Source organism: Microbacterium sp. LMC-P-041 (genome assembly GCF_030209555.1).
GTDB lineage: Bacteria > Actinomycetota > Actinomycetes > Actinomycetales > Microbacteriaceae > Microbacterium.
This window is the reverse complement of the sequence record NZ_JARVRV010000001.1, coordinates 269,012-282,811: the sequence shown is the minus strand read 5'-3', so window position 1 is coordinate 282,811 and position 13,800 is coordinate 269,012. Positions and strand designations below refer to the sequence as shown.

At 67.8% G+C, this 13,800-nt stretch carries 14 protein-coding genes; 7 read left to right on the top strand and 7 right to left on the bottom strand.

Features of this window, described 5'->3' with window-relative positions; genetic code table 11:
* Positions 1–44: 44 nt before the first annotated feature.
* Entirely contained in the window at positions 45–743 is a 699-nt protein-coding gene (locus QRN21_RS01425; protein WP_187249520.1) for a response regulator, read from the bottom strand.
* Positions 740–2,011 (bottom strand): sensor histidine kinase, encoded by a 1,272-nt coding sequence (locus QRN21_RS01420; RefSeq protein WP_056279033.1) that lies wholly within the window; start codon positions 2,009–2,011, stop codon positions 740–742. The genes QRN21_RS01425 and QRN21_RS01420 overlap by 4 nt, the downstream gene beginning before the upstream one ends.
* A gap of 161 nt (positions 2,012–2,172) precedes the next feature.
* Between QRN21_RS01420 and QRN21_RS01415 the strand changes: the two genes are divergently transcribed.
* Positions 2,173–3,612, top strand: a complete 1,440-nt coding sequence (locus tag QRN21_RS01415) for a cation:dicarboxylate symporter family transporter (RefSeq protein ID WP_072591145.1) — start codon at positions 2,173–2,175, stop codon at positions 3,610–3,612.
* A gap of 60 nt (positions 3,613–3,672) precedes the next feature.
* On the opposite strand, the gene QRN21_RS01410 is transcribed toward QRN21_RS01415, so the two are convergent.
* Complete coding sequence (locus QRN21_RS01410; protein ID WP_091232420.1) at positions 3,673–3,849, bottom strand: DUF5302 domain-containing protein; 177 nt, start codon at positions 3,847–3,849, stop codon at positions 3,673–3,675.
* 39 nt (positions 3,850–3,888) lie between these two features.
* Positions 3,889–4,461, bottom strand: a complete 573-nt coding sequence (locus tag QRN21_RS01405) for a DedA family protein (protein WP_232224545.1) — start codon at positions 4,459–4,461, stop codon at positions 3,889–3,891.
* A 154-nt stretch (positions 4,462–4,615) separates the two neighbouring features.
* Here QRN21_RS01405 and QRN21_RS01400 point away from each other — a divergent pair, with 154 nt between their 5' ends.
* The 6 genes from QRN21_RS01400 to QRN21_RS01375 all read left to right on the top strand — a co-directional run bounded on the left by QRN21_RS01400 (position 4,616) and on the right by QRN21_RS01375 (position 12,283).
* The gene (locus QRN21_RS01400; RefSeq protein ID WP_232224546.1) at positions 4,616–6,541 is read left to right on the top strand and encodes a GDSL-type esterase/lipase family protein; all 1,926 of its coding nucleotides are present in this window, start codon (positions 4,616–4,618) and stop codon (positions 6,539–6,541) included.
* Between the two features lie 292 nt (positions 6,542–6,833).
* A complete protein-coding gene (locus QRN21_RS01395) occupies positions 6,834–9,110 on the top strand; it encodes a polyribonucleotide nucleotidyltransferase (RefSeq protein WP_053095817.1) in 2,277 nt (758 codons plus the stop codon).
* A gap of 216 nt (positions 9,111–9,326) precedes the next feature.
* Positions 9,327–10,355 carry an aldo/keto reductase gene (locus tag QRN21_RS01390; RefSeq protein WP_053095818.1) on the top strand — a complete coding sequence of 343 codons (1,029 nt, stop codon included), beginning with the start codon at positions 9,327–9,329 and terminating at the stop codon, positions 10,353–10,355.
* Between the two features lie 80 nt (positions 10,356–10,435).
* Positions 10,436–11,038: a histidine phosphatase family protein gene (locus QRN21_RS01385; protein WP_053095819.1), complete on the top strand. Its 603-nt coding sequence runs from the start codon at positions 10,436–10,438 to the stop codon at positions 11,036–11,038.
* Between the two features lie 70 nt (positions 11,039–11,108).
* The gene (gene dapB / locus QRN21_RS01380) at positions 11,109–11,849 is read left to right on the top strand and encodes a 4-hydroxy-tetrahydrodipicolinate reductase (protein WP_053095820.1); all 741 of its coding nucleotides are present in this window, start codon (positions 11,109–11,111) and stop codon (positions 11,847–11,849) included.
* Positions 11,849–12,283, top strand: coding sequence for a hypothetical protein (locus tag QRN21_RS01375; protein WP_083569321.1), 435 nt, complete (start codon positions 11,849–11,851; stop codon positions 12,281–12,283). The genes dapB and QRN21_RS01375 overlap by 1 nt, the downstream gene beginning before the upstream one ends.
* Before the next feature lie 6 nt (positions 12,284–12,289).
* Here QRN21_RS01375 and QRN21_RS01370 read toward each other — a convergent pair whose 3' ends face one another.
* The 3 genes from QRN21_RS01370 to QRN21_RS01360 all read right to left on the bottom strand — a co-directional run bounded on the left by QRN21_RS01370 (position 12,290) and on the right by QRN21_RS01360 (position 13,797).
* On the bottom strand, positions 12,290–12,715 hold the full coding sequence (locus QRN21_RS01370; RefSeq protein WP_056278497.1) for an OsmC family peroxiredoxin: 426 nt from the start codon (positions 12,713–12,715) through the stop codon (positions 12,290–12,292).
* Between the two features lie 85 nt (positions 12,716–12,800).
* Complete coding sequence (locus QRN21_RS01365) at positions 12,801–13,367, bottom strand: DUF4395 domain-containing protein (RefSeq protein ID WP_053095823.1); 567 nt, start codon at positions 13,365–13,367, stop codon at positions 12,801–12,803.
* A 16-nt stretch (positions 13,368–13,383) separates the two neighbouring features.
* The gene (locus QRN21_RS01360) at positions 13,384–13,797 is read right to left on the bottom strand and encodes a thioredoxin family protein (protein WP_053095824.1); all 414 of its coding nucleotides are present in this window, start codon (positions 13,795–13,797) and stop codon (positions 13,384–13,386) included.
* Between the last annotated feature and the right edge of the window lie 3 nt (positions 13,798–13,800).

Here is a 13,800-nt window from a genome sequence, read left to right as displayed (position 1 = left end):
GCGTCGTTCGAACGATCGGGACGGGCGGGGGTGCCGCGCCGGCATCATTCGTCTCCGTCGACGCGTCTCGTCCAGCGGTACTCCGTCTCCGGGCGTCCACGTGCGCCGTAGCGAGCGCTGCGTGTGATGATGCCCGAATCGGTGAGATGCTCCAGGTACCTCCGTACGGACACGCGTGACATCCCGAGTCGCGCGGCGGCCTCGCTCGCCGAGACCGCGGCGCTGGAGGAGCGCAGCTCTGTCGTCACCTTCTGCAGCGTCGCGGTCGACAGCCCTTTGGGAATCGGGATCGTCCCCGTCGTGCGCCCGAGAAGCGCATCGATCTCCGCCTGGGTCGCCTCTCCGGCCGTCGACCGTGCCTGCTCCCGATGGATGCGATACGCGGTGAGACGCTCGTGGAACACCGCAAAGGGGAACGGCTTGACGAGGTACTGGTAGACGCCGAGAGCTGCCATCTGCCGGACGGTGTCCGCATCGCGCACGCCGGTGATCGCGATCACATCGACGGCAGCGTGTCGGGCACGCAGCCCTCGGAGCACATCGATGCCGGAGCCGTCGGGCATCGTGATGTCGAGAAGGACCAGGTCGAACGGCTCGTCGTGCGGCTGATCGAGCACGGCGGTCAATGCGGCCCTGGCGCCGGTGCACTCGCCGCCCACGATGAAGCCGTCGATCCTCTCGAGGTACGAGCGGTGGAGCTCGAGTGTCAGAGCGTCGTCATCGACGATCAGCGTGCGGATCATGGGCTCCTGCGTCCTCTCGCCGGCGGGAGGGTGACGGTGAACGTGGTCGGATGAGCGGAGAGCTCCACAGTGCCGCCCACCCCGGCCACCACCGCGCGGACGAGAGCGAGCCCGACTCCGCGCCCGTGGTTGCTTGCAGGCTTGGTCGAGAAGCCCTGGGTGAAGACGCGCTCGCGCAGGTCGGAGGGTATGCCGTCCCCGCCGTCGGAGACCTCGAGGACGATTCCGCCGTTCTTCGAGGGGCGCAGCGAGACCCCCACCCAGCGCTCAGCACCGGTGGCGGCGGCATCCATGGCGTTGTCGATCAGGTTGCCGAGCACGGCGACGCTGTCGACGGGGGAGAGGGGGGAGGCGGGAGTGTCCGGGTCGATGCTCACCCGCCAGTCGATCCCGCGCTCCCTGGCCTGCGACGCCTTGCCGAGAAGCAGAGCGCCGACGGCGGGGTCGCCGGCCTGTCGTGCGGTGACCTGATCGACGAGCGACTGACTCTGGCGCGAGGTCTCGGTCAGGATGTCGATCGCCTCCTCGCTACGGCCGAGCTCGAGAAGCGCGACCGCCGTGTGCATGCGATTGCCGTGCTCGTGCGTCTGAGCGCGCAGCGCGTCGCCCAGAGTGCGCAGGGATTCGTATGACGACACGGCGTCCCTCACCTGACCCGGCGGCAGGTCTCCTGCGATACCGCGCGTGAACCGGCGAGCGATCCACGCGCCGAGCGCACCGAGAGCGATGAGGCCGACGGTGATGCCGAGTGACAGGGGGAGACGACGGATCAGGGTGTCGGAGATGGTCTCGGTCGTCACGCCGGCCGAGACCCAGCCCACCGGTTCGCCATCGGAGGCGAGTACCGGAACGATGGTTCGCACCGAGGGCCCGAGAGTGCCGGTGAACACCTCGGTGAAGGTTCGAGGCGTGTCGGGGATGGTGCCGAGGTATCTCGCCCCGATCTGCTCGATGTCAGGGTGGGTCACGCGGGTGCCGTCAGGCGTCATGATCGTCACGAAGTCGAGATCCGCGTCCGAGATCACATCGAGCGCATAGGGCTCGAGGGTCTGCGTGGCCGTTGCGGCATCGCCGGCCTCGAGGGTGTCGATCACGAGCGGTGACACGGCGAGAGTCACTGCTGTCGCCGCCGTGACGCGCTCGGCCTCGGCATGCGTGGCGCGTTGCGCATCGATCACGAGGAAGACGGCGACCAGAGCTCCCACGACGAGCGCGGCGACGAGGAGCACGGCGAACACCCGTGAAGCGATGCTGCGGGCAGGTCTCATCGCGTCCTTCCGATCGACGGTGATCGCGGAGTCCGGCATATCGGTAATGACCAATACGACCACAAATGGCTTTGCCGAGTGATGTCCGCGACGGTGAGCTTACCGAAGGCGAGGGCGCCCGAGGGCATGAGACGAAGACGTTCATGATCAAGGAGGAAAACATGGCCATCACGACAGGGTTCTCGCTTCCCGGATTCCATTGGCGGCGCGGCAAGCAGGCATGGGACAGGCACACGTGGCTGTACGTGTCGGTGATCATCGCCGTCGTGCTCGGAGCCGCGGTCGGCCTCATCTGGCCCGAGGTCGGACAGAGCCTCGAACCGATCGGCAAGGGCTTCGTCTCTCTCATCAAGATGATGATCGCGCCGATCATCTTCTGCACGATCGTGGTGGGCGTCGGCTCGATCGCCAAGGCAGCGACCGTCGGCAAGATCGGCGGACTCGCGCTGCTCTACTTCATGGTCATGTCGACGTTCGCGCTGGCGATCGGCCTGGTGGTCGGCAACATCATCCACCCCGGTGCGGGCCTCGATATGGCGAACTCCAGCTATGACGCGACAGCGACCGAGGCGAAGACCACCACGGAGTTCATCCTGGGCATCATCCCGACGACGTTCTTCTCCGCCTTCACGGGCGAGAGCGTGCTGCAGGTTCTGTTCATCGCGCTGCTCGTCGGGTTCGCGCTCCAGGGACTCGGCGAAAAGGGCGCCCCGATCATGGATGCGGTCAAGAACCTCCAGAAGCTGGTCTTCCGCATCCTGGGCATGATCTTGTGGCTTGCACCGCTCGGCGCGTTCGGAGCCATCGCCGCAGTCGTCGGCAAGACGGGCATCGCCGCGATCTGGAGCCTCGGCGTGCTGATGGTCGCGTTCTACATCACCTGCATCCTGTTCATCGTGGTCGTGCTCGGAACCCTGCTCTTCGCCGTCACCCGGGTCAACATCTTCAGCCTGGTGAAGTACCTCGCCCGCGAGTACCTGCTGATCGTCGGCACCTCGTCATCTGAGTCCGCCCTTCCGCGTCTGATCGCGAAGATGGAGCACATCGGGGTATCCAAGCCCGTCGTCGGCATCACGGTCCCCACCGGGTACTCCTTCAACCTCGACGGCACGGCGATCTACCTCACGATGGCGTCGCTCTTCATCGCGACCGGCATGGGGCAGCCGATGACGATCGGTGAGCAGATCGGCTTGCTCGTCTTCATGATCATCGCCAGCAAGGGTGCCGCCGGTGTCACCGGAGCCGGACTCGCCACCCTCGCCGGCGGGCTGCAGGCTTACCGTCCCGACCTGGTCGACGGCGTCGGCGTGATCGTGGGCATCGACCGGTTCATGTCGGAGGGACGGGCCCTGACGAACTTCACCGGCAACGCGGTGGCGACGCTGCTCATCGGCACCTGGACGCGCCAGATCGATCGCGAACGCGTGCAGCAGGTGCTGAGCGGCGCGCTGCCGTTCGAGGAGTCCTCGCTCGACGGCGTGGACGATCACGGCATGGCGGACGAGCGCACGGCCGTGGACATCCAGGGCCTCAAGGAATCCGCGCTCGACGAGATGGCGGCGAAGGAGGAGCGGGCACGGGCGCGCGCGGCGCGAAGCTGAGCTGCCTGCTGAGAAGAGGGATGCGGGAGTCGACGGCAGTCGGCTCCCGCATCCGTGTGGTCAACCGCTCTTGCGTCGGAACTCGCGCCGCGTCTGCGGGGCGGGCGCGCCATGGACGGCGGAGTCGCCATCCAGGTGGGCCTCGCCCTGCCGGTGGTGCGCGTTCTTCTTCTCGAGCGCTTCCTTGAACTTGCGCTTCATCTCCTCGCTGGAGGAGGCGCCTTCTTCGGTGCTCATGCTCGCCAGCCTAGGGCACGCATCTGAGGCATGGGTGGATCAGTTCCGTGCTCGGCGCGACACGACATCGATCGCGGCGCCGAGCCCGACGGCGACGATGACGGACACGAGGACAGCGACCAGAGGGCCTCCCGGAAGCAGCACGGCGACGATGGCGCCCACGGATGCCTGGTAGGCGGACCACCCGAACGCCGCGATCGTCACGAGCGGCAGATACCGAGCCGGCGGGATCCGCGAGGCCCCTGCCATGAGGTTGATCGCCAGTCGAGCGAAAGGGACGAAGCGCGCGGTGAAGAGCACGGTGGCGGTTCCGCCTTCCAGACGCAGCCGCGCCCAGGTGAGCGCTCGGCGCACTCGGGGCGTGCGCATCCAGCGCCACCTGTCGATGCCCACGCTGCGACCCACGAGATAGCAGGTGACGTCTCCGGCGACCGCGGCGATGCCCGCCCACAGGATCACACACCACAGGGGAGGATCGCCGGTCGTCGATGCGACGGCGCCGAGCGCGGTCACCGCGATCTCTCCCGGAACCACCACGAAGAACGAGTCGCCCAGCACGAGCAGGCTCATGACCACCAGAGCCCAGGGGCCGTCGAGCAGTTCAGTGGACACGTTCCCACCGTGGTCGTCGGAGGTGAACGGGAACCAACGCCGGGATAGCCGGTGAAGAGCCGTCCAGCATCCGGTGAACTTCTGGTGCTCCGACCCGATTCGCGCCTCGGGTGGGAGTCGAGGGCTGCATCCTGAGGACGTGAGAGTCGCGATCGTGACAGAGTCCTTCCTTCCGCACATGAACGGTGTCACCGGATCCGTCCTGCAGATCCTCAGTCACCTCGAACGTGCTGGCCATGATGCGCATGTGATCGCGCCCGATGGGACCGGCATCCCCGGGGAGGTGCACGGAGCCGCTGTGGAAGCGGTCCCCAGCCTCGCGCTGCCGGGGTACCGCAGTGTGCGCGTGGGGACCCCGCCTGCACGTCAGGTCGCGGCATCGCTGCGACGCTTCCGCCCCGATGTCGTCCACCTGGCTTCGCCCTTCGCCCTCGGATGGCGAGGCGCGCTCGCCGCAGAGCACATCGGCGTCGCCGCCGTCGCCGCGTACCAGACCGATGTCGCGGCATACACGCAGAGGTATCGCATCCCTGTGGCGACCGGTGTCGCCGAATCGCACATCGCGCGGCTCCATCGGCGCGCGACCATCACGCTCGCGCCGTCGCCCGACTCGGCGCAGCAGCTCGCGCAGCTCGGTGTGGATCGCATCCGTCTGTGGGGGAGAGGCGTGGATGCCGAGCGGTTCCAGCCGGCCCGCCGGAGCGCGACACTGCGCGCGGAGTGGACGAGCGAGGTCGTGATCGGCTACGTGGGCAGGCTCGCACCCGAGAAGCAGGTGGAAGACCTGGCAGTGCTGCAGACAATCCCCGGTGCGCGCCTCGTGATCGTGGGCGACGGACCGAGCAGGCCTCGACTCGAGTCCCTGATGCCCGGTGCGTGCTTCCTCGGGCACCTCGAAGGCGACGCGCTCGCAGCAGCCATGGCATCCTTCGACGTGTTCGTGCACCCGGGAGAGAGCGAGACCTTCGGACAGACCCTCCAGGAGGCCCACGCCAGCGGGGTGCCCGTCGTCGCCACCGGTCGCGGCGGCCCCCTCGGCCTCGTCCGGATGGGAATCGACGGATGGCTCTACCGTCCCGGCGATCTCGGCGACCTGCGGATGCGCGTGGTCGACCTCACCGGCGACGGCCGCAAACGCCGGGCGTTCGGCGCAGCGGGACGCGAGGCCGTGCAGGGTCGCAGCTGGGCGAACGTCTGTTCTCAGCTGATGGGGCATTACGAGGAGGCCCGAGAGCTCAGGATGATCGATGAGGGAGCGCGCGCTCGCCGCCTGACACGGCCGGAGCCCACCGCCCCGGTGCAAGCGCGCACCTGGCGGCGTTACGTGGCGCTGGGGGACTCGCTCACGGAAGGCCTGTGCGATCCGGCACCGGATGGTGCGCTCCGTGGATGGGCCGACCGGCTCGCCCTGCTGCTCGCCGCACGCGGAGGTCTCCGGTATGCGAACCTCGCCGTCCGGTCGAAGCGTGTGCGTGATGTGTGCGGCACCCAGCTCGATCGAGCGCTCGAACTGCAGCCGGACCTCGTGTCCATCCTGATCGGCGCCAACGATCTGGTTAAGTCGACGGTCGACGTGCCCGCGCTCGCCGCGGAGCTCGAGGGCGCGGTCACCCGGCTCCGCGACATCGGGGCCGACGTGCTGCTCGTCACGCCGTTCCTGCCCCGACGGAGAGCGGCCGGGATCTACACCAGGAGGTTCGCGGCATTCGCCACGGCACTGTCCGGCATCGCGGCGCGGACGAGCGCGATCCTGATCGACACCGACCTGTACCCGTCGCTTCCGGATCGCCCGAACTGGGGGGAGGACCTCGTCCACCTCAGCAGTCGTGGTCACAGATTCCTCGCGTATCGCGCGGGCGAGGTCCTCTCGGTGCCGCACGCCGACGCACTGGGGGTGCTCGATGCCGCGCTGCATGAGAACGAGCAGATCGGCGCGGGACTGTGGTGGCGCCGCCATGCGCTGCCCTGGGTGTGGCGACGACTGCACGGTCGGGCGGCCGGCGATGGCCGGGTCGCGAAGCACGACGACTACGTCTATCTCGGACGATCGAGCGCTCCGCAGGACGTCAAGGTCCACTGAACGAACCCGCCGCAGACGGAAACGGAGGACATCCAAGGGCGCGCTGATAGGCTGGAGGAGGTCGACGTGTGTCGACCGCACAATTTCATATCGACTCATGGAGCGATCGGCGGAGAGCTGGTCCCCTGTGGTGGGTTCCTCGGCGCGACGTCGGGTGGCTTTCTACTGGTGGCCAGCGCAGGTGAGATTCGCGGGGATGCCCGCGCGCCCGTATCCGGCTGAATCCGCTCCTTCATGAATGCGCTCGCGCGTCACACGGACTCGCGAGTCTAAACAAAGAAGGAGAGACCTCTTGGAAGGTCCTGAAATCACCGCCACCGAGGCCGTTCTCGACAACGGCCGCTTCGGCACCCGCACCATCCGCTTCGAGACCGGCCGCCTCGCGCAGCAGGCTCAGGGCGCAGTCGCCGCGTACCTCGACGGCGAGACCATGCTCCTCTCGGCCACCAGCGCAGGCAAGCACCCGCGCGAGGGCTTCGACTTCTTCCCGCTGACGGTCGACGTCGAAGAGCGTTCGTACGCAGCAGGCAAGATCCCCGGCTCGTTCTTCCGTCGTGAGGGACGTCCCTCGACCGAGGCGATCCTCGTCTGCCGTCTGATCGACCGTCCGCTGCGTCCGTCGTTCGTCGACGGCCTGCGCAACGAGGTCCAGATCGTCATCACCGTCCTGTCGATCGCCCCGGGCGAGTTCTACGACGCCCTCGCGATCAACGCGGCTTCCGCGTCGACGCAGATCTCGGGTCTCCCGTTCTCGGGTCCCGTCGCCGGTGTGCGCCTCGCGTTCATCCCCGGCCACGGCGAGCACGCGGACCAGTGGGTCGCGTTCCCGACGGCTGAGCAGGTCAGCGAGGCCGTGTTCGACCTGATCGTCGCCGGTCGCGTCGTCACCAAGTCCGACGGCACCGAAGATGTCGCGATCATGATGGTCGAGGCTGAGGCCACCGAGGGCAGCTGGAACCTCATCAAGGCCGGCGCCACCAAGCCCGACGAGGCTGTCGTCGCGCAGGGCCTCGAGGCATCGAAGCCCTTCATCGCTCAGCTCGTCAAGGCTCAGGCCGAGCTCGCCGCCAGCGCGTCGAAGGAGCCGGGTGTGTACCCGGTCTTCCCGCCGTACTCCAGCGAGGTCTACGACTTCGTGGCCGAGCGCTCCTACGACGACCTGGTGAACGTCTACCAGATCGCCGACAAGCAGGAGCGTCAGGGCAAGGACGACGAGGTCAAGGACCGCGTCAGGGCGCAGCTCATCGAAGCGGTCGAAGCAGGCAACCTGCCCGCTGGAGCCCCGATCGAGTTCTCCGCAGCGTACAAGTCCGTCACGAAGAAGATCGTCCGCGGCCGCATCCTCACCGAGAGCGTGCGCATGGACGGCCGCGGCCTGGCCGACATCCGTCCGCTCGACGCCGAGGTCCAGGTCATCCCGCGCGTTCACGGCTCCGCGATCTTCCAGCGCGGCGAGACCCAGATCATGGGAATCACCACGCTGAACATGCTCAAGATGGAGCAGCAGATCGACTCGCTGTCGCCGACCACGAGCAAGCGCTACATGCACCACTACAACTTCCCGCCCTACTCGACCGGTGAGACCGGCCGGGTCGGTTCGCCGAAGCGTCGCGAGATCGGGCACGGCTTCCTCGCCGAGCGCGCGCTCGTGCCGGTGCTGCCCAGCCGCGAGGAGTTCCCCTACGCGATCCGTCAGGTCTCCGAGGCGCTGAGCTCCAACGGCTCGACGTCGATGGGTTCCGTCTGCGCGTCGACCCTGTCGCTGCTGAACGCGGGTGTGCCTCTGCGCGCAGCCGTCGCCGGCATCGCGATGGGACTCGTCTCCGATGAGGTCGACGGAGAGACGCGCTACGCGGCCCTCACCGACATCCTCGGCGCAGAGGACGCACTGGGCGACATGGACTTCAAGGTCGCCGGTACCAGCGAGTTCGTCACGGCCATCCAGCTCGACACGAAGCTCGACGGCATCCCGTCGTCGGTGCTCGCCGGCGCGCTGACCCAGGCTCGCGACGCCCGTCTGACCATCCTCAACGTGCTGAACGCCGCGATCGACGCTCCCGACGAGATGGCGCCGACCGCGCCGCGCGTCATCAGCGTGCAGATCCCGGTCGACAAGATCGGTGAGCTGATCGGCCCGAAGGGCAAGACGATCAACGCGATCCAGGACGAGACCGGCGCGCAGATCTCCATCGAGGAGGACGGCACCGTCTACATCGGCGCGACCGACGGCCCCTCGGCCGAGGCTGCCCGTGCTCAGGTCAACGCGATCGCGAACCCGACCAACCCGGAGGTGGGAGAGCAGTTCCTCGGAACCGTCGTGAAGATCGCGACGTTCGGTGCGTTCGTCTCGCTGCTGCCCGGCAAGGACGGCCTGCTGCACGTCACCGAGGTGCGCAAGCTCGCCGGTGGCAAGCGCGTCGAGAACGTCGACGACGTCCTGTCCGTCGGGCAGAAGATCCTCGTGAAGATCACGAAGATCGACGACCGCGGCAAGCTGTCGCTCGAGCCCGTGCTCGACGACGCCCCCGCAGCGGACGCAGCTCCTGCTGACGAGGCTGCTGCCGAGTAATCGCCAGCGCTTCGACACGAGGCCCGGGCTGTCCTCACGGACGGTCCGGGCTTCGTCGTATCCGATGTGATCAAACCGTTATGGGAAGTTCTTGCGCCGTTCCCCGTATTGGTCGGGGAGTTCGCAGATCTCGCCTACTCTCGAAGTACGCACCGGGGGGTGCATTTCAGGCAGTGACGCAGGTCGGTACGCACCGATTGACGCGGGGGTGAGGATATGCGGTTGTTCAGTGTAGGCGCAGGAGCGCCGGCCGATCGCGCGCAGCAGGGCGCCGCAGAGCACCCGTCCGCTCCCATCCCGATCGTCGGACCCGGAATAGGGGAGACCATCCGCGTACCTCTCGGAGAGACCGGACTCGAGACCTTTCCGCTCATGCTCGGTGCGGCGGAGTTCGGCTGGAACGTCGACCTCGAGACGAGCCATGGAATCCTCGATCGCTACGTGGAATTCGGTGGCAACGCCATCCACACCGCCGACGGATTCTCCGGCGGTCGCAGCGAGCACATCATCGGCCAATGGCTGCAGTCCAGAGGGCGACGCGACCGCGCCCTGCTGAGTGTGCGGATCGGTGCTCACGCAGACAATCCGGGTCTCGGTTCGGTGAACCTCGTCCGCGCTGTCGAGGGGTCGCTCACGCGGCTCGGCGTCGAGCGCATCGACGTGCTGTACCTCGACGCGACGCTCGACCGCACGACGAATCTCGAGGACACCCTCGCGACGGTCGAGTGGATGGTCGACGCGGGCAAGATCGGCGCACTCGGCGCATTCGGCTTCGCACCCGAGCGGCTCGTGGAGGCGCGCATCCTCGCCTCGGCCGGGTACCCACGCATCGAGGTCATCGATTCGCCGTACAACCTCGTCCGCCGTCAGCCGTTCGAAGGGGACCTGCGTCTGGTGGCGGGTGCGCAGAGCCTCGCGGTCACGCCGTCGCACGCTCTCGAGCACGGTTTCCTCTCCGGTCGCCACCGCAGCAAGGCGCTGACCTCGCGGGGCGTACGCGGGGAGCAGCTGCGGGGGCATCTCAACAGGCGTGGCACGAAGATCCTGCGGGCTCTCGACCAGGTCGCGACCGAACTCGAGGTTCCCGTGGCCGCCGTGTCCATCGCGTGGCTGCTCGCGCAGCGGACCATCGCGGCGCCCATTGTCAACACCTTCGCGACCGAGCACGTCGACGAGCTGATGCAGGGCGCCGGCGTCACGCTGTCGCGCGCACAGGTCACCGAGCTCACTCGCGCCGGCAACTGAGCGTCGTAACGCCTCTGTCACAGACCTGGCATAGGGTGGAGTGAATCCCGGCGGACGCTGTCGATGAAGCGAGCGAGTTTGTGACGCATTACATATATCTGGTCAGACATGGTGAACATCAGGACGCCGAGCACGGTCTCGCCGACGGACCCCTGTCGCCGCGTGGCCAGCGTCAGGCCGAACTCATCGCAGATCGGCTCTCGGGACTCCCGCTCGACGCCGTCTGGCACTCTCCGCTCCTGCGCGCCAACGAGACGGCCCGTGCGATCGCCGAGCGGCTCCCGTCGGTCGATCCAGAGCCGACCGCACTGCTGTTCGACTGCGTGCCCACGGGGATGACCGACGAGACCCCGGCCGCCTACGAACCGTTCTTCGGCTCGGTGACCGAGGCGGAGCTCGATGCCGGGCGTGCTCAGATGTTCGACGCGGTCAACGAGTTCCTGGTGCGCAAACCGGGTGACGTGCACGAGGTTCTCATCACGCACAACTTCGTGATCTCGTGGTTCGTGCGTGAGGTCCTCGGTGCCCCCGAGTGGCGATGGATGACCTTGAACCAGGCGCACTGCGGCCTCACGGTGATCGCCCAGAAACAGGGCCGGCCCTGGACGCTCCTCACTCACAACGACACCGGGCACCTCCCGGTCGAGCTGCGCACCGGCATCCCCGATGCGATGCCCGTCTGATTCCCCGTTGATTCCCCGAGTTCCGGCCCGCCGCGCCGGGCGGATCGAGGTCGCGAAATAGACTGAACGCATGACCACCCAGGTAGCACTCGTCGGCGGAACCGGGAAGCTCGGATCGATCATCGGTGCGGTGATCGACGAGCTCGAGGGCTTCGAGGTGACGCGCGTGCTGACGTCTCGTAGCGACCTCGCCGAGCTCGACGGTGCGGACCTGGTGATCGACGCGACCACGCCTCAGGTCAGTGTCGACGTCGTGCGCGCGGCGGTCGAGCGCGAGATCAACATTCTCGTCGCCACGTCGGGATGGTCCACCGAGCGGATCGCACTCGTGCGTCCTCTGGTGGAGAACGCCGGAACCGGGGCTGTCTTCATCCCGAACTTCTCGCTGGGATCGGTGCTCGGTTCGGCTCTGGCCGCAGCAGCCGCGCCGTTCTTCGGATCGGCGGAGATCGTCGAGGCACACCATGAGGCGAAGGTGGATTCGCCGAGCGGCACTGCGGTGCGCACGGCCGAGCTCATCGCCGCCGCACGCGCCGAACAGGGCCCCGTCAGCGCACCGCACGCCGACCAGCGAGCGCGCGGACAGCAGGTCGGCAGCGTGCCGATCCACTCGCTCCGGCGTCCCGGCGTCATCGCCAAGCAGGAGGTCGTCCTGTCCGGCCCCGGTGAGTCCCTCACGTTCACGCATGACACGGTCGACCCCGCACTCGCCTACGCCCCGGGCATCCGTCTCGCGGTGCCGTTCGCGGCCCAGGCGATCGGCGTCTTCGTCGGGCTCGAGAGCATGATCGACATCGGCATCCGCTCGTGATGTCGCGGATCGGCGTCGGCCTGATGGCCGCCGCACTGCTGGTCTACCTCGCCGTCGCCATCTGGTTGGCCGTGATGTTCTTCGCTGTCGGCACACCGGTGTCCATCGGCATGGGCATCGCGCTGATCGTTCTCGCCCCGATCGGGGCATGGGCGCTCGTCCGAGAGATGCAGTTCGGGTTCGCTGCCGACCGGCTCGGGCGTGAGCTCGATGCCGAGGGCGGTATGCCCGCGGCGGAGTCCGAGCTGACGCCGAGTGGCCGAATCGCTCGTGCCGACGCCGACCCGCTCATCGCGAGATACGCGGGGGAGGCGGATGCGGAGCCGACGGACTGGCGCGCGCGCTACCGACTCGGCGTCGTCCAGGATGCCGCTGGCCGCCGCAAGGACGCTCGCGCCAGCATCCGCGAGGCGATTCGCATCGCTCGCGGATGACCGACGTCAGGCGAGCGTGGCCTCGAGCGTGATCTCGATGCCGGCGAGCGCCTGCGATACGGGGCAGCCGACCTTCGCCTCGGCAGCGATCGACTGGAACTCCTCAGGGCTGAGCCCGGGAACGACCGCGTTCACGTTGAGGTGGCTTCCGCTGATTCCGACACCGGGCTTGAAGGTGACGGACGCGCTCGTGTTGACGCGCTCCGGCGGAGTGCCGTTCTCGGACAGCGCGTGAGACAGCGCCATGCTGAAACACGACGCGTGGGCTGCGGCGATCAGCTCTTCAGGCGTGGTGGTGGTGTCGCTGCCCTCGCTGCGGGCCTTCCAGTTGATCGGGAAGGTCCCGAGCTTCGACGAGGAGAACGCGACTGTGCCCGAGCCCTCGGTGAGGGATCCGGTCCAGGTGGTGGTGGCTTCGCTGGTGACGGGCATGATTCCTCCGTTGTATCGCGCGCTGCTCGATGCGGGTCGCGTGTGCGGCCAGCCTATCGAGCGTGGGCGTGCGGCGGAACAGCGCTCAGGCGGTCGACGCCGCGCGACCGAGGATGCCTGCTCGCTGCAGCAGCAGATAGATCTGGCATCCGAGGCAGAAGGAGAACGCCGCATTGAGGAAGGCGGCGATGAAAGCGGCGGCGGTCGCGATGGGCAGCGCCCACGGGACCCCGGCGAGGTGCAGCACGAGACCGATCGTGACGACGACGAGACCGACACCCTGGGCGAACCGCGGTGGACGCGGATCCTCGAGCTCGGTCGGAGCGGCCAGTCTCGGACGGATGACCCTGCGGAACACGACGCCCCATGGTGCAGTCGCGGGTGACAGGACGCCCCACAGGAACAGCAGGGCGATCACGATCGTGAGGAGGAACCCCGGGTCCAGCGCGCGCTGTGCAAGGGTCGCCGACGTCACGGCCCACGTGGCCGAGCCGATGTCGGCCGAGTCGAGCGGCTGATAGGCGAACCAGCCGAAGGTCCGTGCGGTCGAGATGCCGACCAGCGCCAGATATGTCGCGACGAGCAGCAGCACTGTCGTGACCGTCGCTGCGAATCGCGGGCCGCGGGGATCGATGCCGGCCGGTGTCGTCATGTGCTTTCCGTCCTCGTCATACGGTTGCCAGCGCGTCGTTCAGCGCGTGTCGATGGGGCACGCCATGGAAGCGTGCGCGGACGGCTCCTGATCCGTCGACGATGAAGGTCGTCGGTGTCTGCATGACCTTGTATCGAGCCGACAGATCCGGTCGATGCGTCAGGTCGACCTCCACGTGGTCCAGGCCCTCCGATTCTGCGACGTAGCTGCTGAGCATGCGTCGTACCTGGGGGCAGCGGGTGCACATCTCGGTGCTGAACTGCACGACTGTCGCTCTCGCGCCCAGGCGCGACACGCCCGCGTCGTTCGGATCGAAGCGCAGATGGCCGCCTCCGCGACGCCGTCCGTCGAGAAGTCTCAGCACGACACCGATCGTGCCGGCGAGCACGAGCAGCGCTGCGGCGAGGAGAAGGGCGACGGCGGGTGACATGCG